The organism is Mucilaginibacter terrenus, assembly GCF_003432065.1.
Lineage (GTDB): Bacteria > Bacteroidota > Bacteroidia > Sphingobacteriales > Sphingobacteriaceae > Mucilaginibacter > Mucilaginibacter terrenus.
Genome location: NZ_QWDE01000004.1, coordinates 257,392 through 281,000, shown reverse-complemented (window position 1 = coordinate 281,000; position 23,609 = coordinate 257,392). Strand labels below are relative to the sequence as shown.

General features: G+C 45.5%; 25 protein-coding genes and 1 riboswitch. Of the genes, 15 read left to right on the top strand and 10 right to left on the bottom strand.

The genetic code is table 11. The annotated features are described in order from the left end of the window. The first annotated feature begins 99 nt into the window (after positions 1 to 99). Positions 100 to 1,392: an HAD-IB family phosphatase gene (locus DYU05_RS18655; RefSeq protein ID WP_117384696.1), complete on the top strand. Its 1,293-nt coding sequence runs from the start codon at positions 100 to 102 to the stop codon at positions 1,390 to 1,392. A 22-nt stretch (positions 1,393 to 1,414) separates the two neighbouring features. Here the strand turns inward: DYU05_RS18655 and DYU05_RS18650 are convergent, their stop codons facing one another. Both DYU05_RS18650 and DYU05_RS18645 read right to left on the bottom strand, forming a co-directional pair. Continuing rightward, positions 1,415 to 1,927: a universal stress protein gene (locus tag DYU05_RS18650; RefSeq protein WP_117384661.1), complete on the bottom strand. Its 513-nt coding sequence runs from the start codon at positions 1,925 to 1,927 to the stop codon at positions 1,415 to 1,417. A gap of 68 nt (positions 1,928 to 1,995) precedes the next feature. Next, on the bottom strand, positions 1,996 to 3,318 hold the full coding sequence (locus DYU05_RS18645) for a voltage-gated chloride channel family protein (protein WP_117384660.1): 1,323 nt from the start codon (positions 3,316 to 3,318) through the stop codon (positions 1,996 to 1,998). A 27-nt stretch (positions 3,319 to 3,345) separates the two neighbouring features. Further along, positions 3,346 to 3,412: riboswitch (Fluoride riboswitch) on the bottom strand. A 157-nt stretch (positions 3,413 to 3,569) separates the two neighbouring features. On the opposite strand from DYU05_RS18645, the gene DYU05_RS18640 reads away from it, so the two are divergent. Then, the gene (locus DYU05_RS18640) at positions 3,570 to 5,087 is read left to right on the top strand and encodes an ArnT family glycosyltransferase (RefSeq protein WP_117384659.1); all 1,518 of its coding nucleotides are present in this window, start codon (positions 3,570 to 3,572) and stop codon (positions 5,085 to 5,087) included. Between the two features lie 13 nt (positions 5,088 to 5,100). Here DYU05_RS18640 and DYU05_RS18635 read toward each other — a convergent pair whose 3' ends face one another. The 3 genes from DYU05_RS18635 to DYU05_RS18625 are packed head-to-tail and all read right to left on the bottom strand — an operon-like array spanning position 5,101 to position 6,290. Beyond that, the gene (locus DYU05_RS18635) at positions 5,101 to 5,463 is read right to left on the bottom strand and encodes a nuclear transport factor 2 family protein (RefSeq protein WP_117384658.1); all 363 of its coding nucleotides are present in this window, start codon (positions 5,461 to 5,463) and stop codon (positions 5,101 to 5,103) included. Positions 5,464 to 5,497: 34 nt separating this feature from the next. Further along, positions 5,498 to 5,767 (bottom strand): hypothetical protein, encoded by a 270-nt coding sequence (locus DYU05_RS18630; protein WP_133300262.1) that lies wholly within the window; start codon positions 5,765 to 5,767, stop codon positions 5,498 to 5,500. Next, on the bottom strand, positions 5,748 to 6,290 hold the full coding sequence (locus tag DYU05_RS18625) for an RNA polymerase sigma factor (protein ID WP_117384656.1): 543 nt from the start codon (positions 6,288 to 6,290) through the stop codon (positions 5,748 to 5,750). The genes DYU05_RS18630 and DYU05_RS18625 overlap by 20 nt, the downstream gene beginning before the upstream one ends. A 180-nt stretch (positions 6,291 to 6,470) precedes the next feature. Here DYU05_RS18625 and DYU05_RS18620 point away from each other — a divergent pair, with 180 nt between their 5' ends. Next, positions 6,471 to 7,325, top strand: a complete 855-nt coding sequence (locus DYU05_RS18620; RefSeq protein ID WP_117384655.1) for an SDR family NAD(P)-dependent oxidoreductase — start codon at positions 6,471 to 6,473, stop codon at positions 7,323 to 7,325. 71 nt (positions 7,326 to 7,396) lie between these two features. Next, the gene (locus DYU05_RS18615) at positions 7,397 to 8,320 is read left to right on the top strand and encodes a helix-turn-helix domain-containing protein (protein WP_117384654.1); all 924 of its coding nucleotides are present in this window, start codon (positions 7,397 to 7,399) and stop codon (positions 8,318 to 8,320) included. Here DYU05_RS18615 and DYU05_RS18610 read toward each other — a convergent pair. Beyond that, positions 8,317 to 8,925 (bottom strand): Crp/Fnr family transcriptional regulator, encoded by a 609-nt coding sequence (locus DYU05_RS18610; RefSeq protein ID WP_117384653.1) that lies wholly within the window; start codon positions 8,923 to 8,925, stop codon positions 8,317 to 8,319. The genes DYU05_RS18615 and DYU05_RS18610 overlap by 4 nt on opposite strands. Positions 8,926 to 9,091: 166 nt before the next feature. On the opposite strand from DYU05_RS18610, the gene DYU05_RS18605 reads away from it, so the two are divergent. Further along, positions 9,092 to 9,676: a hypothetical protein gene (locus tag DYU05_RS18605; protein WP_117384652.1), complete on the top strand. Its 585-nt coding sequence runs from the start codon at positions 9,092 to 9,094 to the stop codon at positions 9,674 to 9,676. 61 nt (positions 9,677 to 9,737) lie between these two features. On the opposite strand, the gene DYU05_RS18600 is transcribed toward DYU05_RS18605, so the two are convergent. Continuing rightward, the gene (locus DYU05_RS18600; protein ID WP_117384651.1) at positions 9,738 to 10,832 is read right to left on the bottom strand and encodes a S41 family peptidase; all 1,095 of its coding nucleotides are present in this window, start codon (positions 10,830 to 10,832) and stop codon (positions 9,738 to 9,740) included. 219 nt (positions 10,833 to 11,051) lie between these two features. Here DYU05_RS18600 and DYU05_RS18595 point away from each other — a divergent pair, with 219 nt between their 5' ends. After that, positions 11,052 to 11,474 carry a hypothetical protein gene (locus DYU05_RS18595; RefSeq protein ID WP_117384650.1) on the top strand — a complete coding sequence of 141 codons (423 nt, stop codon included), beginning with the start codon at positions 11,052 to 11,054 and terminating at the stop codon, positions 11,472 to 11,474. Positions 11,475 to 11,484: 10 nt separating this feature from the next. Here the strand turns inward: DYU05_RS18595 and DYU05_RS18590 are convergent, their stop codons facing one another. Then, on the bottom strand, positions 11,485 to 12,651 hold the full coding sequence (locus DYU05_RS18590; RefSeq protein WP_117384695.1) for an FAD-dependent oxidoreductase: 1,167 nt from the start codon (positions 12,649 to 12,651) through the stop codon (positions 11,485 to 11,487). A gap of 88 nt (positions 12,652 to 12,739) precedes the next feature. Here DYU05_RS18590 and DYU05_RS18585 point away from each other — a divergent pair, with 88 nt between their 5' ends. The 7 genes from DYU05_RS18585 to DYU05_RS18555 all read left to right on the top strand — a co-directional run bounded on the left by DYU05_RS18585 (position 12,740) and on the right by DYU05_RS18555 (position 19,847). Beyond that, a complete protein-coding gene (locus DYU05_RS18585; RefSeq protein WP_117384649.1) occupies positions 12,740 to 13,699 on the top strand; it encodes a helix-turn-helix transcriptional regulator in 960 nt (319 codons plus the stop codon). A 102-nt stretch (positions 13,700 to 13,801) separates the two neighbouring features. Next, positions 13,802 to 14,230, top strand: a complete 429-nt coding sequence (locus DYU05_RS18580; protein WP_117384694.1) for a thioredoxin family protein — start codon at positions 13,802 to 13,804, stop codon at positions 14,228 to 14,230. Next, positions 14,220 to 15,176 carry an FAD:protein FMN transferase gene (locus DYU05_RS18575; protein ID WP_235854060.1) on the top strand — a complete coding sequence of 319 codons (957 nt, stop codon included), beginning with the start codon at positions 14,220 to 14,222 and terminating at the stop codon, positions 15,174 to 15,176. The genes DYU05_RS18580 and DYU05_RS18575 overlap by 11 nt, the downstream gene beginning before the upstream one ends. A gap of 4 nt (positions 15,177 to 15,180) precedes the next feature. Then, complete coding sequence (locus DYU05_RS18570) at positions 15,181 to 15,411, top strand: DUF4266 domain-containing protein (protein WP_117384648.1); 231 nt, start codon at positions 15,181 to 15,183, stop codon at positions 15,409 to 15,411. A gap of 13 nt (positions 15,412 to 15,424) precedes the next feature. Then, on the top strand, positions 15,425 to 16,654 hold the full coding sequence (locus DYU05_RS18565; protein ID WP_117384647.1) for a DUF3570 domain-containing protein: 1,230 nt from the start codon (positions 15,425 to 15,427) through the stop codon (positions 16,652 to 16,654). 208 nt (positions 16,655 to 16,862) lie between these two features. Then, a complete protein-coding gene (locus DYU05_RS18560) occupies positions 16,863 to 17,273 on the top strand; it encodes a hypothetical protein (RefSeq protein WP_117384646.1) in 411 nt (136 codons plus the stop codon). Positions 17,274 to 17,465: 192 nt separating this feature from the next. Further along, on the top strand, positions 17,466 to 19,847 hold the full coding sequence (locus DYU05_RS18555) for an ABC transporter permease (RefSeq protein ID WP_117384645.1): 2,382 nt from the start codon (positions 17,466 to 17,468) through the stop codon (positions 19,845 to 19,847). Between the two features lie 160 nt (positions 19,848 to 20,007). Here DYU05_RS18555 and DYU05_RS18550 read toward each other — a convergent pair whose 3' ends face one another. Next, the gene (locus tag DYU05_RS18550; protein ID WP_117384644.1) at positions 20,008 to 20,544 is read right to left on the bottom strand and encodes a hypothetical protein; all 537 of its coding nucleotides are present in this window, start codon (positions 20,542 to 20,544) and stop codon (positions 20,008 to 20,010) included. Positions 20,545 to 20,653: 109 nt separating this feature from the next. Then, positions 20,654 to 21,085: a DUF1801 domain-containing protein gene (locus DYU05_RS18545; RefSeq protein ID WP_117384643.1), complete on the bottom strand. Its 432-nt coding sequence runs from the start codon at positions 21,083 to 21,085 to the stop codon at positions 20,654 to 20,656. Positions 21,086 to 21,211: 126 nt separating this feature from the next. Here DYU05_RS18545 and DYU05_RS18540 point away from each other — a divergent pair, with 126 nt between their 5' ends. Both DYU05_RS18540 and DYU05_RS18535 read left to right on the top strand, forming a co-directional pair. After that, entirely contained in the window at positions 21,212 to 22,165 is a 954-nt protein-coding gene (locus tag DYU05_RS18540) for a tryptophan 2,3-dioxygenase family protein (protein WP_117384642.1), read from the top strand. A gap of 369 nt (positions 22,166 to 22,534) precedes the next feature. Then, positions 22,535 to 23,599, top strand: coding sequence for a branched-chain amino acid aminotransferase (locus DYU05_RS18535; RefSeq protein ID WP_117384641.1), 1,065 nt, complete (start codon positions 22,535 to 22,537; stop codon positions 23,597 to 23,599). Positions 23,600 to 23,609: the final 10 nt, after the last annotated feature.

The following is a 23,609-nucleotide window of genomic DNA, read 5'->3' as shown; positions in this document are numbered from 1 at the left end:
CTTTTGGACTTGGAATGTTTGATATATGATAAAGCAACCTTTATCATGAACACTTCAGCCAAAATTTGCACATTTGCGGATAAGCATTCCGCACATACTATGCAGCAGTACTTCATAATAGATTTCGACAGCACGTTTACACAAGTAGAAGCCCTGGATGAACTTGCCCGCATTTCTTTAAAAAATCATCCAGACAGAGAAGCTATCTACAAGAAAATAGAGGACCTCACCAATGCTTCTATGGAAGGCCGCCTTTCTTTTACCGAAAGTCTGCAGCAACGCGTAAAACTGCTTTGTGCCAATCGTGATCATCTTAAACAGCTGATTACACACCTCAAGAAAAAAGTATCTGTCTCTTTCTCCCGTAATACTGCGTTTTTTAAAGATCACCAGGAAGAGGTGCTGATCGTATCAGGCGGTTTCAAGGAGTTTATCATTCCAGTGGTTACCGAGTATCACATCAAAAGAGAAAATATATACGCCAACACGTTTGAGTTCGACGAAGAAGGTAACATAGTTGGCTACGACAAAACCAACCCTTTATCGCAGGAGGGCGGCAAAGTAAAACTTTTGCGCGAAATGAACCTGCAAGGCGATATCTACGGCATAGGCGATGGGTATTCCGACTTTCAGTTGAAAGAATCCGGTCTGATTAAGAAGTTTTTTGCTTTCACTGAAAACATCGAACGTAAATCAGTTGCTGAAAAAGCTGACCACATTACTCCGAGTTTCGACGAATTCCTGTACATCAACAAGCTGCCGCGGGCTATTTCATACCCCAAAAACAGGATTAAGTGCCTGGTAGTTGGAGATATTGACGACGAAGCGTTGGCATTGGTAAAGAAGGAAGGCTATAATATCCGCCATCGAGATAGCATAGAAGATAAGTACTTGCAGGAAGCAGGTGTTTTGTTCTGCGACGAGGATAATCAACCGACGCCGGAACAGGTGCAGCAGGCGGGTAAGCTAAAGGTAATCGGCTGTTTTGGCCGGGTGGGTAGCCGCAAACTTGCGGAAGCTGCCTGTGCGAATGGTATTATTATATTCGACGACCCCAAGGATAACCCCCGAAATTCGGACTTTATACCGCGCCGAGTAACGGCTTTTATGAATGAAGGGCGCACGCACACCAGCTGCAATTTCCCCGACCTGCAACCCCCAAGGAACAATCATGCGCATCGTTTAATACACATTCACCGTAACGTGCCCGGGATACTGGCTAAAATAAATGATGTATTCGCGCGGCATAACATCAACATTGTTGGCGAATTTTTGGTAACCAACGCGCAAATAGGTTATGTAATAACAGATGTTGATGCCGGCTACGATCCGCAGGTATTAAACGAGTTGAAAGCTATAGAACAAACTATAAAGTTCAGGCTGCTATACTAGCCACACCGGTATCAGTTTACCGTTATTTTGGTTCCCTGGAATCAAAATTTGGATGCCAATCCCTGTTCTCCTCTGCCAATGGTACCACCAGCACCGGTATATGCGATGTACGTATCACGGTTTCGGCAACGTTGCCCATCAGTAAACGGTCTATACCTGTACGGCTATGCGTGCCCATTACAATCAGGTCGGCACCAAACTCTTTACTGCAGCTAATAATGCCATCGGCAGTCGCGCCAAACTCGTTAAAGTGGGTCACCTGCAGCTCACCGGCATATTTCTTTATGGTGCGGTCCACAATATTGTCCGAAAGTTCGTTCTGTATATTTATAACTTCCATCTCTTCTAACCCTGTTCCTGCAAAGGGAAGGCCAGTCATAGAGTCAACAGTTGAGACTGGCATAACCGTTGGTTCCACAATATGTACCAGCCCTACATGGGCGTTAAAAGATTTAGCTAAATCGAAACCATAGGAAGCGGCGTACTCAGCGTATTTACTGTCGTCTATGGCAATGAGTATTTTACTGATCTTCATGTGTAGAGGGTTGTTGGTGATCAATTACTATAACAATATCGGTGCAATATGTTTTTAAAAGATAACACTTAAGGTTTGTACCTGTTGAAGAGTTTGCCTGTGTACTTACCCAGGCTAAGCTTACCTTCTATGTTTCGTTGTGCCGAATAAATGCCGCTTGCTCCGCTGAAAAAATATGCCGTAAAGCAGGCAATAGCAAAGAAAATGGCGTACTCGCCGCCGAAAAGTTCGACCCCCATTATTGTGCAAGCCAGGGGAGTATTAGTTGCACCTGCAAACACCGCTATAAAACCTAATGCTGCAAATAAACTTACAGGGGCATTCAGTAAACCGGCCAAGGTATTACCAAGTGTGGAGCCAATGTAGAATAACGGAGTAACCTCGCCGCCTTTAAAACCGGTCCCTAGCGTTATAGCTGTATAGATTAGCTTCCACGCCCAGCTAAAAAGATCTGCGCCACTTTGCTGAAAAGCTGATACGATAGTAACAGCGCCAGGGTGCTCCGCTTGTACGCCGAGGCTCAGGTAATCGGGCTTGCCAAGCATAAATGTTAGCCCTATAATAACAATGCCCCCCATAAAGGGAATAAGCCAACTCTTTTTAACCCACTTTAATGCTGTAGCCTTAACAATGTGCACAGTTTGCGCAAATAGCATACTCACCAGCCCGAATATTGCTGACGATAAAAGTACTTTAGCTAGTAGTAATAAACTTACAGGTAAGTGAACACTGTAAAAATCTTGCCCGGTGTTCACCACATCAATGTGATAGGGTGTATGATGAACGCCCCAAACAGATACAGTAATATCTCCTATTAGACCCGCGATAAGGCAGGGAAACAATGCGGTGTATTTGAGTTGGCCAATGGTAAGCACTTCAAGCGCGAAAATAGTACCCGTAAGCGGCGTGCCAAACACTGCGCCAAAGCCTGCGGCAACCCCGGCAGTGAGCATGGTTTTTTTGTCAGCCTCATCCAGCTTAAACCATGCTGCAAAAAGATGCGCTATGCTGCCGCCGATTTGTACAGCAGTGCCCTCACGTCCGGCAGAGCCGCCAAACAAATGCGTGATAACCGTAGTGAAGAGTATGAGTGGTGCCATTCTTTTAGGTACGCCGGCACCGGGCTCATGTATTTCATCGATGATTAAGTTGTTACCCCGCTCGGCAGAGGTGCCATAAAGTTTATATAAAAAATAAATAAGAACACCAGCAGCGGGAAGTAAGTATAGTAGCCAACTATGCGCGAACCGGAACAAAATAGCCCAGTTGAGGAGCCAAAGGAAAAATGCTACCATGCTGCCAATAGCAACGGCTACAGGAGATACAATTACAATCCACCGGAGTAAATATTTAGAAAGAAGAAGAGTGTTGCTAAGCGCGTTTTTAAACATAACCTACATGCAAATAAATGAAAACTTATTTGAGTAGGCGCCATCAGCTTTTTAGGGCGGTTCAATTAGGCGGAGCACCATCGCCTGTGTTGTATGATGTAAATATAACATCCTGCGTTGATATTAACAATAGTACGCAGCCTATCATCAACAGTATAAAAGTTTTTAATACATCAACCATTTTGTAATTGGCGGGTTCATTTATTGAACGAATGCTAACGACAACTATAGCATGAGAATCGCTTTAGAGCATGCCAAAAAATTTAATTCTGCTTGTTGTTACTTTTTCCGTAGCTAAGATTTGCATACACCTGGTTGCTAATTGCAATTACGGATTACACGCGGATGAGCTGTACTATATTGCTTTAAGCAAACACCTGCAATGGGGATATCTGGATACTTCACCGTTAATAGCGTTTGTTGCGAGGTTTTCCAGCGTGTGCTTCGGCGATTCTGCATTCGCTTTCAGGATTATCCCAACCTTGGTATCTGGATGTACCGTGTTCATGACTGGCCTTACAGCCTACCATCTTGGGGGCAAAAGGCTGGCAATAACTATAGCCTGTATGGCAGTTATTTGTTCGCCAGCGCTGCTGGCTACATCTTACTTTCTTCAGCCTGTTGTTTTCGAGCACTTTTTCTGGACTTTAGGTGCCTTCCTCATCATTCGCTATATGCAGACATCACGGCCCGTGTTCTTGTTTGCTTTTGCGGTGGTAATTGCGTTCGGCATATTAAACAAGTACACTATCCTGATCTACTTTTTTGCAATAATACTGGGCATCATCATTTCAGGTCGCCTAAAAGGTATATTGAATAAAGAAGTCATTCTGTCGGCATTGCTTTGCTTGCTGATAATAGCTCCAAATTTGCTCTGGCAGATCATGAATCACTTCCCGGCAGTTCAATATATAGGTATTGTAAAGGAGAGCGTCATGAACAACGGGTTAAAGATATCCTTAATTCCGTTTCTCTTTTTCAATGGCGGGGGACTGGCAGTATGGCTAGCGGGCATCGGCTTTTTCCTTTTTAGTAAACCACATAAAAGCTACAGCTTTATCGCCTGGACGTTAGTGATTACCACAGTCTTGCTAATTGTTTTGCAGGGCAAAATATACTATGTATTAGGTGCATTTCCGGCCGTATTTGCAGCGGGTGGGATTTGCTGGGAAAAGATATTAAAAGGCAGGAACTTTGCCTGGCGAGTTGGTTTAGCGGCATCGCTCATTTTACCGGCTGTGATTGCCTTGCCTGCCGTTATCCCGGTTTTACCTTTTAAAACTGCACTGCGATATTTCAGGTTGATGCGCACCTATTCTGACGTGACAGCACCATTAACATGGGACGACGGCAGGGTTCATGATATACCGCAGACCTATGCCGATATGCTGGGCTGGGAAGATGTAGCTGCAAAAGTAAAGCAGGCTGCTTTGTTGCTGAACCCACAGCAACAGCGGGGCGCTGTGATACTCACCGAAGATTACGGCCTTACGGGTGCACTTGCATTTTATAACAGGAGTGGAGTACCAGTCATATCCCCAAACAATAGTTTTATGTTATGGTCGCCAGGAACTTTGAATGCTGAAAACATAATTTATGTTACAGACAAGCCAATTAGCGAAGTCAGCTTACCGGCAAATGAAGTTACGCTGATAGGAAAGTTAAACAACCGCTTTGCCCATCATTACGGTTGTGGCATATATCTGTTAAGAAAACCATCAGCTTTGTTTAAACTCAGCTATCGTCGGCAGCGGGAGAAGTTTCTTTGAGTTTTGTTAAAGCTTACTTTTCAATGTTCATCTGCTGTATCAGTCCGTTGCTTATTGTGTATAGGTGCTTTACTTTACCCTCAAACAGAGTATTCCCGGCCAGGCCCTTCACCAGCTGATCAACATCAGCCTCTAAAGTGCCGTTCTCTCTTTCGCGAAACCCCACAGGTGTTACCTTCGGGTTAATCTCAGTCCATTGCCGTTGCCAATATGCTCTAACCTCAGCGTGCCCGTGTGCATAGTCGCCTTCCCATGCCCTGAGCCATTTAACTTCCGGATGCATCACCTGTAATATACTGTCAATATCCCTAGCGTTAAAGGCGGTGTAAGCATGTTTAATCAATTCCTGGTTCTCATTTATGTCTTTCTGGTCCATTGTTTTATACGTAGCGGTAAGTTATAATGGCCTGTTATTTTTTAAACAGGTGAGCAATGCGCTGCATAAAGTTTCGGTGCTGCGGCGCTTCAGCCAAGGTTTTTTGTACGGCTATAATTTCTGCCTTTATGGCTTGCCGGCCATATTCCCGTACCATTGAATGTGTATTTTGCTGATGCTTTACATCTGCAGCCAGATCGACGTTCAAAAGGGTGTTTGCTTCAAACAAGAGCGCGTCTGCAGGAGCTAGACGATTTAATAGATAATCGTCAATTGCTTTGATGTTATTCAACGAAGTCCGCATAGCTTAGTGATTTTTGTTTAACCGTTTCTCTTACTTTCTCCAGGCATTTGTACTTTGCCACCGTTACCGAATGTGTACCCGAGTAGCCAAACAGCGCAGCTACGTCGCCGGCCTGCAAACCATCGTAGTAATAAGCTTTAAGCAAGTCCATGCATTTTTTACCGGCAGTTGCAAGGTAGTGCAGTAATTTGCCGGTCGCCGCTTGTTCATCGGTTACATCTTTCTGGTCGATGTCGTGCAAAGGCTCATTTTTACTGCTGACCTTATAGTGCTGAAGCCACAACTTTTTAGCAATACCAGCCAGGTAAGTTTTCTCATTAACAATTACCTCGTGCTTTGCCGATGTAAGCTTTTCATAATAGATCACCAAAGCATCCTGGAAAATGTCTTGCGCTTCTTCCAGGCTGCCGCCCATCCGCGCCACCTGGCGCGCTACGTTGGGGAAACCCTTTTTATAAAGATTTAGGAAGAACGCCTCCCGCAGTTCTGCCGTTTGCAATCTGTTGTTATCGTTGTTTTCCATCGCTGTTTTATACTATGTGTAATGTAGGCGCGAAATATCACCCGTGAAAATTGAAATTTTTTTACGGGTCGTAAGGTCCTTAAATACGGTACCTCATTTTGGCTACAAATGTCCTCATTTGAGCTACATTAGGCTAATGTTGCCTGCCGATATTTGCTACTATAATTAAAAGCAAAAAACATGACACAACAAGTTAATACCGCCGGTACACAAAAAGTTTGGTTTATAACCGGCAGCTCCAGGGGATTTGGAAGAGTTTGGGCCGAAGCAGCGTTGAAACGTGGCGATAAAGTAGCTGCAACGGCGAGACAATTGGACAGCATTGCCGGGCTTAAAGAACAATATGGTGAAAACGTGCTTACGCTGGAGCTGGATGTAACCCGGCCCGACCAGGTGAAGGCAGCCGTTGAGCAGGCCCACGCTCGTTTTGGCAGGCTGGACGTTGTATTAAACAACGCCGGATATTCTTTAGTAGGTACGGTAGAAGAAGCCAGCATTGACGATGTAAAGGCAATGTACGATACCAACATATTTGGTGCTATCTCTGTGATACAGGCGGCTTTGCCGTTACTGCGTGAGCAAGGCAGCGGCCACATCCTGGGTACATCCAGCAACCTGGGCCATGTTACCCTTCCGGTAATTGGTTATTATTGCTCCTCCAAGTGGGCATTCGAGGCTATTCACGAGAGCCTGGCCCAGGAGGTTAAACAGTTCGGGATTAAAGTGACCATTATAGAGCCGGGAGCTTATGCTACCGAGTTTGGTAGCCCGGAGTCGTTAAAGTTTGCAGAAGGCCTCGATGTTTACAAGGATTATAAGGATGAGTTTTTTGTCGGTTTACGCAATTCTGAAAGAGGTGACCCTAATGCAACACCCGACGCTGTTTTAAAAATAGTGGATGCCGAGAACCCACCATTGCGAATTAACTTAGGCAGCAACAATTTAGCCTCGACCAAAGCGGCGTATAACGAGAGAATAGCAGTTTGGGAGGAGTGGGATGAAGTAGCTGCGTTGGCCCAGGGCACAACAAAATAATTATCTTGTAAAATTTAATTATAGCCGGCGAAGTAGCTGCTTACCGGTTATAATTACTTTATTTTTATTAAATGAAAAAGGAAGAGTTAGCCGCTAAACCAATAGAATCGCTGGTGGACATGCACCGGGCCTTTGGATTACCGGCACCAGCACACCCGCTTATCAGCCTGGTAGACGGAGCCACTAACCGTATCATCACATCTAAATTGCCGCAACCGCATGTGCTTACTTTTTACAAGATAGCCTACAAACCAAGTATTGGCGGCAAGCTAAAGTATGGACAGCACTACTACGACTTTGATGAAGGCGGCTTGTTATTTGCCGCTCCCGGTCAGGTTATTGGTAACCATGGCAACAACGAAGGTGAAATATGTTCGCAATACACCCTGCTGATACATCCTGATTTTTTGTGGAACTATCCGCTGGCAAAAAAGATAAAACAGTACGGCTTCTTTTCCTATTCGGCTAATGAGGCTCTTCACCTGTCTGACAAGGAGAAGGCGACGATTATGTCTATTTTCGGGATTATTGAAGAGGAATTAAACAGCAGGATAGATGATTTTAGCCAGGATGTTATAATCTCGCAAATTGAGTTGTTGCTAAATTACGCCAATCGCTTTTACAAAAGGCAGTTTATCACGCGTAAAGTGGTCAACAATACCTTGCTGGAGAAGCTGGAAGAACTTTTAGACGAGTACTTTGCCAGCAGCAGATCGTTAAGTAATGGCATACCCACTGTACAGTATCTGTCAGAAAAGCTCAATGTATCTCCAAGTTACCTGAGCGATATGCTGAGGTCACTTACAGGGCAAAATACCCAGCATCTTATTCATACAAAGATTATTGAAAAGGCTAAAGAGAAGCTATCTGCCACAACACTGTCGGTAAGTGAGGTGGCGTACGAGCTGGGGTTTGAGCACCCGCAATCGTTCAATAAGTTGTTTAAGGCAAAAACTAACTTTTCTCCTTTAGCGTTCAGGAGATCTTTCAATTAAGTATCCTTATTTACCTTTTTGCTCTCGACACGTTTCCTGATCCTGCTTAAAGAAGGGTTGGTAATACCCAGGTACGACGAAATGTGGTAAGCCGCTATACGCTCAATAATTTGAGGGTGTTCGTCCAGCAGCCTTAAATAGCGTTGTTCATGCGAAAAGAAAATAAACTCCTCGGTACGGGTTTGTGCAACAGAAAAAAAGTGTTCGGCCAATAGCCGTCCAAATTTCCCCCAATTAGGGTGTGTCTCGTAAAGACTGTTAAGGTCATGATATGAGATAAAGAAAATCTCAGAGTCTTCCATTGCCTCTATAAAGTACCAGCATGCGTGGCGGGAAACAAAACTCCTGAACGATACAACAAACTGGTTTTCCGAAAAAAAGAAGAGGTTCTTGTCCTCCTTCGTGTCCGGGTTGCGGTAATAGATCCGGAATATACCCTTTACGATCAGCCCCAAATCATTGCAAACCATGCTCTGCATATTAAAGAAATCTCCTTTATTAATCTTCCGGGGTTTCCAATACGGTTGACTGTCAGTAAGGTCTTTATCGTTTAGTTGAGCAAAATCTTTCAGATGTTGGTATACAGCGTCGTTCCTGTTGGTCATAACGTCCTCAATTTAAAGCTAAGACAAGGTGCTTATTCAATGCTAAGTAAGAACTTTCAATGGTAATAGAACTGCAATATTTACATTCCCTTTTAACTTAAGTTAAAATCACGCCAGGCAATCTCCCGCAAATTTGCAGCAACAAAGACACTTAAATTTTTACATCATGACATCAAGTACTTCAATCAATGCAGCAGCTGCCGGGCAGGCAGTTATAACTGCAAAATCATTACGCAAGCTCTATTTCATTCGGGCTGCATTTTCTATAACATGGGTTATCCTGGTAGCTCTCCTGGCAAAAACGTCAGCAACAGCAGCCAGCGTTTTACTGGTGATTTATCCTGTGTGGGACATAGTTGGCACCTTCCTGGATATCCGCGCAAACCAAGGCAATTCTTCTTCTAAATTACCACAGTATATCAACGCCGCAATCAGCACCGTTACAGCCGTAGCAGCAGGCATTGCTTTGCAAAAAGGTGTCCCTGAGGCGTTGATAGTTTTTGGTGTATGGGCAATCGCCACCGGTTTGATACAATTTATTCTTGGTTTACACCGAAGAAAAGTATTAGGCGGACAATGGCCGATGATCATCAGCGGAGCCCAATCTGTACTGGCAGGCGCGTCTTTCATCATTCTGGCGCATGACCCTACAAAAGGGATTGCCAGTTTGGGAGGGTACGCCGCTTTCGGTGCTTTTTATTACCTGCTTGCCGCCTTCCGGCTTTCTAAAACTGCAAACACGGGTGCATAATATTAGCGATGCAGCAGGTTGCGACTATCTGCTTACGGCGGCGGTAAGGGCTTCGTGGTCTTTACCGCTGCTTTTTAAGCGCAGTTTGCAAAACAGGATCTTCACTTTTTACAAGATCTTTCCGAGTGTTTTTAACATTGATATTTACAGGTGTACCAGCTCCTTCATAACAAACCATCTGGTTGTTGTAGTAACGCTGATGTGAAAGTGATACCAGCCACCCGTTGGGTAAAGTAAAGCCGTACATATCTGAGTAAATACCACGGGTATTTTCACCTACTATTTTTACGCCCGGCAGCTCTTTCATGATCATGGCAAAAACATCTCCGGCACTTACGGTTTTATCATTTGTAAGAACAAATACATCAGCTACCCTTTTATTTGTCCCTTTTGGCTCTATGTACCAAGTTTCTTTATTGCCGAAATCTTCATAGCCGCCTTGCCGGGTGCGTTTGTACATCCCGATTATCTTTTTGCTTGCAAACCTTCCCGCAACTTCAAAAGCAAATTCATCATTCCCGCCAATGTTGTCCCTAACATCTATAATAATGTGGTTTTTGTTTTTAAATGCGGCAAAAACGGTATCTAGTATGTGTGAGCATTGTTTAGCATCCGGGATGTTGTCTGCTTCCTGTGATACAAAACAGCGGTTAAAACGCAGGTAGGCGGTTTTTACAGATGTAGTGTACGCGAACAGTGGTCTTCCGTTGAACGATGGCCCGGCGTACCTGACAGGCCCAAAACCTTGTCTCAACAGGGTCCGATCCACCATTTTCCAGAACATACTTATCAACGAATCGGTGCCGAACTCTGCCTGGAACCGCGACGGCTTTATAGATCTAAATTGCTTTACAGAAGGAACTATCAGGTTGATGTGATTATCATGAAATGGGGCCAGCATTTTAGTAAAAACGCTGTAAAGCGTGTCGTTAGACGTGCTGGAGTTGATTGCAGGGCGATACTGCTTATAAACCGAATGCCAGTCTATTCCCCTTAGCTTAAAAAAAGCGTAATGGTCTTCAAAGGTCAACCACAATGCTTCGAAGTTCTCTTCCGGTGACGACAAGGTAGTATCCTTAGGAAGCGACACAGGATTTTGCGCGTTTGCACAGGCAAAATACAAAAGTGCAACAATCAAAAATAAAAGCTTCTTCATGGGCAATGTAGTGGCTGTATCTTCTTTAAAGATATAAATATATCCCGAGTGATGACAGCTGACATCTCTGCAGCCACAGATTAGTTTGAGTTGACCCTGAAACACAACTTTGTACAAATAGTTAAACTGTTTAGCAGCAGAAGTTGTTAAGGGTCTTAAGTCATCGTAAACGGTCAACTAAACAAACTGATCCACCGAGCACATTTATAAGAACATAGCATGTTAAAGATAGTAGCCTACTTTATTTACTTTACCATTTTTACCTATTGCTATTATGTTCTTAATAGAAAGCTGGCAAACAAGTGGATCTTCATCTTATACCCGGCTATCTTCTGCGCATCTATATACCCCATTAAAATATGGTTTGATTACATACGGCCAAGATACGGTGACGCTTTTGCCGGCACCTGGCTTAAGATAATCCTGATGATGTTTGCCAGCCTTTGCTTGTTCAATGTCGGATACGAGATTGTTAATTTTACAGTAAACAAACAGGTGAGGTTTCAGCAAAACTATGGTCAGCCAAATGTTGGCTTTGTAAAATCCTTTGTAGACAATGCTTCGAACATTAAAGCCATGGCACACTTCTTTTTTTACGTTGGAGGTGTTGTATTAATGTATATCGCCGTTACTAAATATTGAGATTTGTTGCTTATAGTTCGTTTTTGGTGTGAAAGAAATCTACCATGAATTGGAGGTTGTTTTCGGCGGTCATTGCGTTTACAAGCTGCATGGCTTCTTTGGTTACTACAGATGCCCTGGCGAGCATTTTGCTTTCGTAGAAGGCAATAGCTTCAGGTACCGTGGCATGACCTTCCGTACAAAGCGACTCATACAGATCAACCGCGTCCAGCATGGCCTGGTTCACACCATCTCCCGACGGCGGCGTTTGATGCGCTGCATCGCCCAGTAGGGTTAAGTTAGCAAGTGGCTGCCAGCTTTGGTTTGCCGGGCAATAATACTGCGGACGATGAACAAAGTACGATTCATCACCAGCAAATATCTCATGCCAGTCGTTGCTCCAATTGTTAAAGCGCTGCTTGAACCAGCCAAATACCTCGTCTTTCTGGTTAAAGTTAATACCCGGCGACTTTATCCAGCTCTCAGGTTCTTTGGTAATAGTATAAAAAGACAGTGAGCCCTCGCCCTTTGCACTTAGTACAATGGTTTTACTGTTCCAGTGGGCAAACACTTTGCCACCGTTGGTTAACTCCCATAAGCGGGGCGCATTGGTAGCAGCGTTATACACATTACCTTCAACTATGGTAAGACCCGAGTAAACGCGCGCTATATCGGTAACGTATTTTCTCACGCGGGAATTTGCTCCGTCGGCAGCAATCACCAGGTCAGCGTAGGCGATGGTGCCGTTGTCAAAAACCAGTGTCCAGCCAATGCCGCTTTCCTTTAGCTCCAAAAACTTCGAGTTCCATACTACAGTATCGGCCTGCAGCGATGCAATAAGCATGTCACGCAAGGGGCCACGGTCAATCTCGGGACGGGCATATACATCGTCCAGGTTGGAAACCGGCTCAGCATCGCGCTCGGTGTAACGCACCTTGGCGTTATTATCTGTAATGGTCACCCTTTCGGCACCCGGGCGATAGGCGTTCTTGAACTCCCCCATCAACCCGGCCGCGCGCAGCGCTTTTAGCCCGCTATCGTAATGCAGGTCCAGCGTGGCACCCTGCTGGCGGTAATACTGGTCGGCATCGCGCTCGTATACCTTTACGTTTACACCCTTTTGCTGTAAGAGCCTGGCGAGGGTTAATCCGCCGGGGCCGCCGCCTATTATGGCTACTTGTTTATCTTTTAATAACATGTCTTTTTTGTTGAAGTGAATTAATAGTCCAAAGCTCTGCCTATATTCGTGATTAAAATAGCCCGGTTTGCTCATAAAATAGTCCTGAATGAAAATATCCCTTACCGACACAGGCTCCGGCATTGCGCAAAAGTTTGCCCAGGCAATAGGCGCAACCGTTAAGGGCCGCTTCATCTACATCCCCGAAGGTAAGGGCGGCGGTTACCTTACCGGCTTTGCCTGGGGAAAGGACCTGCGCATGATGATCAGGAACTACTACCTCAAGGAGGACGTTCACATAGAGCGCACCAACGAACTGGCCGAGGGACAGGAAGATGTTGTTTTTATGCTGCGCGGAATTTTACCGGTACAGCACCAGCCTGCGCAGGCCCTGCTGCCCGAGCAGGCCAACCTGTTCATCTGCCGGCATGCGGTGTCGTCCGTGATGACCATGCCGCGCGATACCACCTTTGGCAGCGTAACCATAGCGGTATCCAGGCAGCGCCTTAACAGTATGTTCGGGCATATAGAGCACCCGGTGGTGGCCAGCGTGCTGCAAGCCGGCAACAACCTGGTATTTGAGACCGGCATCTCTGCCGAAATTGTAAATACCGCCGGCGAAATGCTGTTGCGCACGGTTCCGGAAACCATGGAGAGCTATTACTACAAACTAAAGTGCGAAGAGCTGCTGTGCTTTATTTTTGCCATACTGATGCAGCGGGATGCCGTGCCCACCGGCGCCATGCACATAAACGACATTAAGGCTATATACGCTATAAAAGCGCAGCTACAACAGCAATTGGACCAACCGCCCAACATTGCCGCGCTGGCGAAAGAAGCCGGCATGAGCGAGCCCAAGCTGCGGAAGCTTTTTAAACAAACCTTTGGTAAGGGCGTGTTTGAGTACTATCAATCCGTGCGGATGCTTAAAGCAGCGCAGCTGTTGAGGGAAAAGCACCTGAGCGTGTCGGAAGTTGGCTATCAGCTGGGCTTTACCAACCTGAGCCACTTTGCCCGGGTGTTTGAACAGCACCACGGCATCAAACCGAAGAAGTATTCGGTTTGCTAAGAAAATACATAAACTCTTATACTATAAAATATTATAACAAGATATTTCGTTTACACAAAGGCAATCTCCACGTAAGTGACGCTACGGTATATAACAGATATTATGAAACTATTATTAATCAGCTTTTTTCTTTTTGCGCAGGTCATCTGGTCTGGCAACTTTGATGAGGCACAGCAGCAGGCCCATCAAAGCCATAAAATGATAATGGTGAACTTTTCGGGGTCTGATTGGTGCGGGCCGTGTATCCGTTTGCGTAAGGAAATACTGGAAACCTCGGCTTTTAATGACTATGCCCAGGATCATTTGGTGCTGGTACGCGCGGATTTCCCCCGGTTGAAGAAAAACCAGCTCAGTAAAGAGCAGGTGAAACGAAACGAGGCTCTGGCAGAAAAGTATAATGCCGAAGGAAAGTTTCCGTTTACTTTACTGCTTGATGAAAACGGAAAAGTGTTAAAAACCTGGGACGGCTACCCGGACCTTACCACCCCGCAGTTTGTAGCGCAAATTCAGGCGTTTGAACATGGTAAATAACCGGGAGGCCATAGCTGCACCTGTTGCTGTTAAACGGGGCATGCGCTTAATGGGCAACCACTTCGAGATAAGCGTAGTAAGCGATGATGAAACGTGGGCGCAAAGCCGTATTAACGACGCGGTTGCAGAAATAAAGCGTATAGAGGCCTTGCTTACTACCTTTAGCGATGATAGCCAAACCAACCAGGTTAATCAAAATGCAGGTATTGCCCCGGTAAAGGTAGACCAGGAAGTGTTCGACCTGATAGAACGGTCGGTGAAGATCTCGCAGCTTACCCAGGGAGCGTTTGATATTACCTATGGTTCTATAGATAAAAGTCTTTGGAACTTTGATGTGAATATGAAGCAATTGCCTCGGGCTGATATCGCTATGGCATCGGTACGCCTGATAAATTACCAAAACATTGTTTTAGACAGGCCGAATAGCACGGTGTTTTTAAAAGAGCCCGGTATGCGAATTGGCTTCGGCGGGATTGGCAAGGGATATGCCGCTGATAAGGCTAAAATGCTGCTCCAAAAAGCCGGTGTGGAAAGTGGCATAGTGAATGCCTCCGGCGACCTTGTAACTTGGGGCACACAGCCCAACGGTAAACCATGGACCGTTGCCATTGCCGACCCAAACCGCGAGGTTCCTTATTTTTCGAAGCTTAATATCAGTAACACTGCCATTGCAACATCTGGTAATTATGAAAAATATGCTATTATTGACGGTAAACGATATTCGCACACTATTAACCCTAAAACGGGCCTGCCGGTAACCGGTATTAAAAGCGTAAGCATTATATGCCCAAGCGCCGAACTGGCCGATGCGCTGGCCACCCCGGTAACCGTAATGGGCGTAAAGGTGGGGTTAAACTTAATTAACCAGCTTAAAGGGGTAGCATGCCTTATTATAGATGATCACGACCGATTGTACACATCAAAAAATATTAATCTGCACCAGTAAATACATGAAAGTGAAATATCAAACCTTTGCATTGCTGGCTCTGGCCATTGTGTGCAGCAGCACGTTTGCCTCGTGCGTGTCGGTAAAACCTTACCAGAAAAACAGGCTGAACGATTCGGAAATGGAATTGCGCGCGCGTACGGCTCAAAAGTTCGAACAAAGCTTTCAGCTATACCGCGAGGGTGCATCAGGAGCTAACGGGGGCAAAAGTGGCGGCGGTTGCGGCTGTAATTAATAAAAGAGACTAAATGAGAAAATTATACTTACACGTCGCCTTTTTTTACCTGGGCATTTTAGCATCACATGCGCAGGTTACGCCTGCAGTACCCGCCAAGGCCGATAGCACCGGCTATCACGCTCAAAAACTTACAATAGACGAGGTCAATTTTGTTTCGGCCTATTATCATCAGGATGGCAATCACTCGGCGGTAACGGGCGGTATCGGCACCGAACGGTTAACCGATTTTGCCAACACTTTTGATATACAACTATCTAACTACAACAAGCGCGGGCGCAAAAACACCTTTCTTTTTGAGTTGGGTATTGATCATTACTCGTCGGCCTCGTCAGATAAGATCGATCCTTTCAGTGTGTCGTCAGCATCAAAATCAGATAACCGCATTTACCCGTCACTTAACTGGACCCGCAGTAACGAAACTACCGGCAATGCCTATGGTTTTACCGCCTCGTACTCTCACGAGTATGATTACCAGTCGGTAGGGGGTGCGTTTAACCTTACCCTGTTATCAAAAAACAAGAACACGCAGTTTGATATGCGCTTACAGGCATTTTTAGATACCTGGAAGGTTATTTTACCGGTAGAGCTTCGCCCGGGGTACACGCCGGGCCAAAGTTACGACCGCGACCACTCTGCCGACGGATCGGCGCCGCGTAACTCGTTCAGCGCCGCGTTTTCTGTATCGCAGGTGATCAACCCGCGCCTGCAGGCGTTATTTACCGTAGAACCTGCCTATCAGCATGGCCTGCTCTCTACCCGTTACCAACGCGATTACTTTACCGACGGCAGCCTGCGTGCCGAAAACCTGCCAGGCAACAGGTACAAGTTACCTATATCGGCCCGCTTGAATTACTTCCTGGACGACCGCTTTATCATTCGTACTTATTACCGCTACTACATGGACAACTGGGGCATCAGGGCGCACACTGCCGAACTGGAAGTACCGGTAAAGCTTACCCCTTTTGTATCGGTGAGCCCGTACTACCGGTACAACACGCAGCAAGGCACGCGGTATTTTGCACCGTATGGCCAGCACGACCCTGGGGCTGCCTATTACACCAGCGATTATGACCTGGCCGACCTGCACAGCAGTTTCTTTGGTGCCGGGTTCCGCATCAGTCCGCCTAAAGGTGTTTTTGGCTGGCAGCGTTTAAAAATGCTGGAGCTGCGTTACGGGCATTACGTACGTTCAACCAATCTCACGTCTAACATTGTTACGCTGAACATGAAGTTTAAGTAGGTTAATTACCACACTACAATAAAGCTTTTAAGCTGAAAACCTTGCAGCGCACGCCGTACGCGTGCGCTGCAGGGTTTCCTGAACAGCACCACGGCATCAAACCGAAGAAGTATTCGGCGTTGTAGGTTTTTAAAGCAGGTAGAGCCGGTTTCTGTAAATGAATTTAGCTACCTTATCTCCCGAAATTTCCTACTGAACACCTATCTATATGACTGAAGACCTACTGCTGCAGGGTACCGTAAAGTGGAGCTACAGCCACGAACTGGCCGAATTTACCGGGGAGTATAAAAGGATGTCAGCTATGTTGTCGTTTAGTCCGCCGTTGCACAGGCATAGCGGGAATATTGCCCTAACCACTACCGAACTAATTATTGAAGGCGCGGAAGGTGACGAGGACCTCACTCTGAAACTTAGCGCCATAAAGCAGCTGTACCTCGGCTTTGATGATATCTTCCCTGCCCACTCGGTACGCAGCAGGGGAATACTCTGGCAGCCCCTGCGGATAGAATATTATACCTCCACGCTAACTACCGAATGTATTTACCTGGTTATAGATTTTAATGGCCTGTACACGCATGACAAAGCTTGGTATAATGCGTTGCGGGAGTTGTTGGAGTAATTACCGCAAGTTTAATGACAGTCTTGATGTAAAGGTGCACAGGGCGTACTTAACGTTAAGAATCAGAAGAAACTGTCAATTATCGAGGCAAATAGCTGATAAGTACAAGCAATTGTAACATTATTGTTAATTCTCTTAAAAGTTTAGTTTACAATCAGGAATTGGTATTTTAGGGATAACTATCTATCACCTATGAATAATCTTGATCTTAAAATAGCACTACGAACCTTTATCAAAGGCAAATGGTACAACTTTTTGAATATTGCCGGTTTAGCAGTTGGTTTGGCGGCATTTATTTTCGTGATGCTTTATGTTGATAATGAGATCAGCTACGACAAATGGAATAATAATGTAGACCGGATTTTTCTTGTAGAGCGGGAAATGCCAAATGGATCCTCGCCTTATACACCTGCAAAACTTGCGGCAGCTATAAAAAGCGAGTGCCCCGAAGTGGAAGAAGCGGGACGTACAAATACAGCCTTATTTCAGCTGCCTTTCTTTACACCATCCGGAAGATTCCTGATTAAGAATTGGGTTGGGGCCGATTATTCAATTGCTAAGATTTTAGGTGTAAAAGGCAAGGGCTTCAATTTAGAGCCAAAAGGCGCGTTGCCAACTATTTTGTTATCGAAGGAAACGGCGAGTGCTTTATTCCCTAACGATAATGAGGTGCAAAATAAAACAGTGAACATGCTATCCAAATCGGGCATGCCTCTTACCGTTGCGGGCGTGGCAGAAGAAGCGCCCGGAAACACCAATTTTAATTTTGACTGCATTGGCTTTAGCGACGATATTACCCAGGGGAAAGACCAAAGCTATGCTAACCCAATTTATAAAACCTATTTGCTTGTAAAGCCAAATACAAACGTAAACAGGCTTTCAAAAAAAATTGATAAGATTTACAGGGACGCCGCTATGGCAGATACCAGCCGGGCTGCAAAGGAGGCACTTAGTTTATCCACTTCTTCAACTATTTATCTCGATCCTTTATCAAACCTGCATCTGAAACCACATTACGGTTCTCAAGTGAACAATCAGATCGTTAAGTCGCTGATAGTACTTGCAATCATTATCCTGATCGTTACTGGTGTAAACTTTACTAATCTGTACATATCACAGGCTAAAAAGCGGTCTAAAGAAGTGGGTATTAAAAAGGTAAACGGGATTATCAAAAGGCAGATCATACTACAATTCTTAACTGAAATATTCCTGCAATGCCTGCTGGCGTTGCTTATCGCGTTTGGGATAGTCATTCTTTGGCTACCTTATTTCAATCAACTCTTAGGGGTTAACCTTTTGCTTTCAGGTATCAACTTAACCATAATAGTACAACTGGTATTTACCCTGTTGGTACTTACGTTGCTTGCCGGTGTTTACCCGTCACTCATTATGGCCGGATTCAAGCCTATTGAGGTATTAAGAGGCACCCAGTTTAACAGCGGGCCGGCGTTCTCCTGGATACGCGGATCAATAACTGTATTGCAATTTACATTCGCTATAGGGTTTTTAATAACCCTGGTTGTTATTAATCAGCAGGTTACTTTCATGAAGTCTGCGGATCCGGGCTTTAAAGCCAAGCAGGTTGTTTATATAGATAACCAGGGAATTTATAATACTCCTGACAAGTTCGACGCTGTAAAAACACGGATAGAAGCCATACCCGGTGTGAAAAACGTTACTGTTGCTACTAACGTGCCTGGTGGTATAATTCCGGCAACAAATGAGTACACCGTTCAGAACAAGCCCTATGTAATGCACACCATTGGTGTAGGGTATGGCTACTTCGAAACCCTGAATATTGGTATTAAGGAGGGACAGGTCTTCTCTTCTTCATTCATGGTAGATTCTGCAAATGCAGTAATCAACGAGACAGCCGCCAAAGCATTAGGTTTAAAGAGCGCCATAGGTGCCACAGTAAGGGGCTGCAGCGGGAACTACCGCGTAATAGGGGTAATTAAAGACGTAAAGGCTTACGGGTTTGAACAAAATGTACAGCCTACCATTTACCTGATGAATGCCGGCTGCGGACTGACCAAAACACAGATCATGATAAGCGCCAACGGCAACGCTATGCATGGAATACTGAATACCCTTGGCGCGCAGTGGAACACGATTAACAAGATGGACGGAGATAATTTTAATTACCACTTTCTTGATGAACTGTACGGCCGCCAGTTTGTAAAGCAGGAACAGCTACAGTCGGTACTTACCTTTTTTTCAGTATTGTCAATTTGTATTGCTTCGCTGGGTTTCTTTGGCTCGGCTGCCCAGGCTATAAACCTGCGCATGAAAGAGATAGTCGTCAGGAAAATATTAGGTGCAAACGGTGGGCAGTTATTAGCAACGTTAAGCAAGCCGTTCTTCTACATTGTTTTAACAGCAAATGTTATAGCCTGGCCGCTGGCGTTTATAACCTCATACAATTGGTTACAAACCTTTGCGTACCGTATACATATTTCGTTCGTCCCGTTTGTGCTTGCCGTAATCATATCGTTATTGATAGTAGTTGTTACTGTCTGCCTGCAAATTTTAAGAGCCATTTCATTCAATCCAGCTATTAAGCTTAGGGCTTGATAAAAAAGTACTTTATAGTCTCGCAAATGATGGCTTATGGTTCAGTGACAAATTGCAATGCATATTTAATTAATGATGGACTTACTCGCAAAAAGAACCGTAATATTTTTCATTTAATAAATTGGCATCTGTTGAAGACGCTTGATGATGGCCGTAATCGTTAATATTTCAATCCGAGCTCTAAAACAATTTTTGCAGGGTCAATAGGCTTCCGTAAAGGATTGTGGCGCTCATTAATAACATGTACTGGATAATTAAGATATCGAAAGACTTCTATCAAAACAGCTTCTTCAAACGTAAATTTACCAGCAGACTTAATAATAGAGATGTCTTTTGGTGGAACTCCGTCAATCATCAAACGTCCTCTAGGTACAATCTTCCATCCTGCAGACGTGAACAAGTTGATTAGCTCATCGCCAAATCTTTCTGATTCTAGATCCGCACCGATGCTGACTATTTGAATTGGAGTTGCTTGACAGCGCGCTAATTCTAATTTTAGCAACTTTTTATCTACAAAACTGGATTCAAGTGTTCTTGATGCTGAAGCGAAATTATTCAGATTATCTTTTTGGTCACCAAAATAAAATAACCCAATAGATGAAAATACCGCGAGCAATCCCCCAATAATAGAGATAATTGTACACCATTTTATTCCGCTATTAAGAGACGTCAAATCATGAGTAAAAGGAATTTCCATTAAAGAGACTTTTGTTAAGTATGTTACTAAGTTATTGTATTTAAATTATTTGTACTCCCGCAAGCGTGCCGCGTGTGTCTTTTATCTCGTAGACGTTGTTTCTCATCGCCTAATTCTCTCCTGTCATTCCCACCCCATCCTTTACCGCCGCTTCCAGCACCTCCACATCAATATCGGCCAATTTCTTGAACTTTATACAATAGCCGGTTACGGTGGCTTTGCCGAGGGTTTTACCGTAGGTTTCGGCCAGGTAGGCCTTATCGGCAATGCCCAGTATGTATACCGAAATGCCGCTGGTGTTGGCGCTTAAGCCTGCCTGGTAGTATTCTTTGGTTTTGCCGTCGGCATAGGTAGTGGTGCGGGTACCGTAACCAATGCTGGGGTTGCTTACCACTTTGCCTTCGCTGTTCTTTCCATCCTCAAACCATAGTTTCCCTCCAGGTATGGCCTGCAGCATAAGGGCATGCAGCGCGCGCAGGTCGGTACGTTTTGCCTGTGGCTGGCTGGTTAGGTATGCTTCTATCTGTTCGGGTATGGTCATGGGAATAAGGTTTGTTTGGTTTACCTAATCTCGGTTTATTTTCGCTGAAATGCAATTAATTAAAGCGGGGTGCTGTGGTTATAGCCGTACAGGGTAAAATACGGCAAATTGCTACCTTTGCCCCTGATGAGCATCTCTCCCGAAATTGAACAGAAACTGGCCCTGCTGCAGGAAAAGTACGAGGCCATGGGGCAGGATATGGCCAGCTACCTGGATGGCCTGCTGCATGCCGATTTCCTGACCTATTGGGATTACATTCACCTGGATACGCTGCTGAGCCTGCAAAGCCCTAAAACGCCGTTCCCGGATGAAGAGATCTTCATCATGTACCACCAGATTACGGAGCTGTACTTTAAGCTGAGCCTGCACGAGTGCAGGCAGATTGCTGCTGCTGCGCCGCTTACGGCGGAGTTTTTTACGGCGAGGCTTAAAAGGATAAACCGCTACTTTGAGGCGCTCACCAACAGCTTTGAGATAATGGTGGATGGTATGGAGAAGGAGCAGTTTTTGCAGTTTCGGATGTCGTTACTCCCGGCAAGCGGTTTCCAGAGCGGACAGTACCGCATGATAGAGATATACGCCACCGACTTTATTAACCTGGTAGCGGCCGACCAGCGCCAGGCCCTGCGCAGCGCTACTATAGAGGAACAGTTTGCGCAGATCTACTGGAAGTTTGGCGCTACCGAACTTTCTACCGGTAAGCAAACGCTCACGCTGAAACAGTTCGAGAAGAAATACGCTAAAACGTTTATTGACCTGGGCAAGAGCGTTACCACCACTAACTTTAACGCCCTGCTGCAGCTGCTGAAATATAACGGACAAAGCACTGCTGCTGCCGAGGAGCAGCTGCGCCAGCTGGATGTGAACGTAAACGTGAACTGGCCGTTGTCGCACTATAAATCGGCCGTGCGCTACCTGCACCGCGAACCGGAGGAGATAAGGGCTACGGGCGGCACCAACTGGCAAAAGTACCTTCCTCCGCGTTTCCAGAAAAGGATCTTCTACCCCTCGTTATGGTCTGCCGATGAAGTTGAGAACTGGGGCAGGGGATGGGTGGAGTCCGTAGTAAAGGAGTTGTAGTGACAGTGACAGTGGCAGTTTGCGGTTGGCAGTTTGCAGTTGCAGTTTAGAGTGGCGGTTGCAGTAGCGGTAGCATTTAGCAATGGGTAATTGCAGTTGCAGTTTCCACTCACCATTCACTACTCACCGCTCACCCAAAAACTGTATCACCACGCCAAAATTGCCAAAAAACTGTATCATGGTTTCAAAAACTGTAACACGGGTTTTTGTTAAGTTGCTGTTAGTGAGAGAAATGGCTGTTTTTTGGCCCGGAAAAGTGTATCAGGTGTAACACCTTCTCGTGTTACAGTTTACAGCATAGCGAAACGAAATGCTGTATTTGGCTAAAAAATTTTCTAACTTGCCATTTTCCTATCAATACGTACTATAATGACCGACACACTGGACATAAAGATCACCAAAAGCGCGCAGTCGCGCTTGCAGGAGACCGACTTTGACAACCTGCCGTTTGGCAAAACCTTCACCGACCACATGCTGGTAGCCGACTACGCCGACGGTGAGTGGAAGAACTTTGAGATACTTCCCTACGGCCCAATTGAGCTGAGCCCGGCGATTAGTGCCCTGCACTACGGCCAGGCCTTTTTTGAAGGTATTAAAGCATACAAACATGCAGATGGTACGGTAAGTATCTTCCGCCCGGATAAGAACGCCAGAAGGTTTAACAAATCTGCCGAGCGCCTGTGCATGCCAACATTGCCCGAAGAGGTATTTGTGCAAAGCATAGCAGCCCTGGTAGACCTTGACCGTGACTGGATTCCATCTAAAGCCAACCATGCCCTGTATATCCGTCCGTTCATGTTCGCTACGGATCCGTTCCTGGGTGTAACGCCTTCGGCCACGTACAAGTACATGGTGATTATTGGTCCGGTAGGTCCGTATTTTTCTAAACCATTGCGTGTTAAAATAGAGACGCAATACACCCGCGCCGCTGAGGGTGGCATGGGTTACGCTAAAGCTGCCGGCAACTACGGTTCGTCTATGCTGCCCGCCCGCAAAGCCGCAGAGGAGGGCTTTGATCAGTTGATATGGACCGATGCTAAAGAACATAAGTATGTTGAAGAAATGGGCGCTGCAAACGCCATGTTCCTGCTGGATGGCGTGCTAATTACTGCCGAAACTAAAGATACCATACTTGATGGTGTTACCCGTGATACCGTAATTGCCCTTGCAAAAGAGTGGGGTATACCTGTAGAGGAGCGCAAGGTATCCGTTGCTGAACTGATTGAGGGTGCTAAAAACGGCAAGCTAACCGATGCCTTTGGTGCCGGTACCGCTGCTACTATAGCTTCGGTAGCTTCTATAAGCTACGAGGGTGAGGAGTACTTCTTAAGTGACCCGCAAACCCGCGAGTTCTCGCAAAAGGTATTCAAAACGCTAGACGCTATCAAGTATGGTCAGGCCGAGGATACCCACGGCTGGAACTATATTGTATAACTACAAATAG

What these genes read in the sequence shown, in the direction of transcription:
- DYU05_RS18655 (WP_117384696.1), top strand. Translation starts at nt 100, where the DNA reads ATGCAGCAGTACTTCATAATAGATTTCGACAGCACGTTTACACAAGTA.
- DYU05_RS18650 (WP_117384661.1), bottom strand. Translation starts at nt 1,927, where the DNA reads ATGAAGATCAGTAAAATACTCATTGCCATAGACGACAGTAAATACGCT.
- DYU05_RS18645 (WP_117384660.1), bottom strand. Translation starts at nt 3,318, where the DNA reads ATGTTTAAAAACGCGCTTAGCAACACTCTTCTTCTTTCTAAATATTTA.
- DYU05_RS18640 (WP_117384659.1), top strand. Translation starts at nt 3,570, where the DNA reads ATGCCAAAAAATTTAATTCTGCTTGTTGTTACTTTTTCCGTAGCTAAG.
- DYU05_RS18635 (WP_117384658.1), bottom strand. Translation starts at nt 5,463, where the DNA reads ATGGACCAGAAAGACATAAATGAGAACCAGGAATTGATTAAACATGCT.
- DYU05_RS18630 (WP_133300262.1), bottom strand. Translation starts at nt 5,767, where the DNA reads ATGCGGACTTCGTTGAATAACATCAAAGCAATTGACGATTATCTATTA.
- DYU05_RS18625 (WP_117384656.1), bottom strand. Translation starts at nt 6,290, where the DNA reads ATGGAAAACAACGATAACAACAGATTGCAAACGGCAGAACTGCGGGAG.
- DYU05_RS18620 (WP_117384655.1), top strand. Translation starts at nt 6,471, where the DNA reads ATGACACAACAAGTTAATACCGCCGGTACACAAAAAGTTTGGTTTATA.
- DYU05_RS18615 (WP_117384654.1), top strand. Translation starts at nt 7,397, where the DNA reads ATGAAAAAGGAAGAGTTAGCCGCTAAACCAATAGAATCGCTGGTGGAC.
- DYU05_RS18610 (WP_117384653.1), bottom strand. Translation starts at nt 8,925, where the DNA reads ATGACCAACAGGAACGACGCTGTATACCAACATCTGAAAGATTTTGCT.
- DYU05_RS18605 (WP_117384652.1), top strand. Translation starts at nt 9,092, where the DNA reads ATGACATCAAGTACTTCAATCAATGCAGCAGCTGCCGGGCAGGCAGTT.
- DYU05_RS18600 (WP_117384651.1), bottom strand. Translation starts at nt 10,832, where the DNA reads ATGAAGAAGCTTTTATTTTTGATTGTTGCACTTTTGTATTTTGCCTGT.
- DYU05_RS18595 (WP_117384650.1), top strand. Translation starts at nt 11,052, where the DNA reads ATGTTAAAGATAGTAGCCTACTTTATTTACTTTACCATTTTTACCTAT.
- DYU05_RS18590 (WP_117384695.1), bottom strand. Translation starts at nt 12,651, where the DNA reads ATGTTATTAAAAGATAAACAAGTAGCCATAATAGGCGGCGGCCCCGGC.
- DYU05_RS18585 (WP_117384649.1), top strand. Translation starts at nt 12,740, where the DNA reads ATGAAAATATCCCTTACCGACACAGGCTCCGGCATTGCGCAAAAGTTT.
- DYU05_RS18580 (WP_117384694.1), top strand. Translation starts at nt 13,802, where the DNA reads ATGAAACTATTATTAATCAGCTTTTTTCTTTTTGCGCAGGTCATCTGG.
- DYU05_RS18575 (WP_235854060.1), top strand. Translation starts at nt 14,220, where the DNA reads ATGGTAAATAACCGGGAGGCCATAGCTGCACCTGTTGCTGTTAAACGG.
- DYU05_RS18570 (WP_117384648.1), top strand. Translation starts at nt 15,181, where the DNA reads ATGAAAGTGAAATATCAAACCTTTGCATTGCTGGCTCTGGCCATTGTG.
- DYU05_RS18565 (WP_117384647.1), top strand. Translation starts at nt 15,425, where the DNA reads ATGAGAAAATTATACTTACACGTCGCCTTTTTTTACCTGGGCATTTTA.
- DYU05_RS18560 (WP_117384646.1), top strand. Translation starts at nt 16,863, where the DNA reads ATGACTGAAGACCTACTGCTGCAGGGTACCGTAAAGTGGAGCTACAGC.
- DYU05_RS18555 (WP_117384645.1), top strand. Translation starts at nt 17,466, where the DNA reads ATGAATAATCTTGATCTTAAAATAGCACTACGAACCTTTATCAAAGGC.
- DYU05_RS18550 (WP_117384644.1), bottom strand. Translation starts at nt 20,544, where the DNA reads ATGGAAATTCCTTTTACTCATGATTTGACGTCTCTTAATAGCGGAATA.
- DYU05_RS18545 (WP_117384643.1), bottom strand. Translation starts at nt 21,085, where the DNA reads ATGACCATACCCGAACAGATAGAAGCATACCTAACCAGCCAGCCACAG.
- DYU05_RS18540 (WP_117384642.1), top strand. Translation starts at nt 21,212, where the DNA reads ATGAGCATCTCTCCCGAAATTGAACAGAAACTGGCCCTGCTGCAGGAA.
- DYU05_RS18535 (WP_117384641.1), top strand. Translation starts at nt 22,535, where the DNA reads ATGACCGACACACTGGACATAAAGATCACCAAAAGCGCGCAGTCGCGC.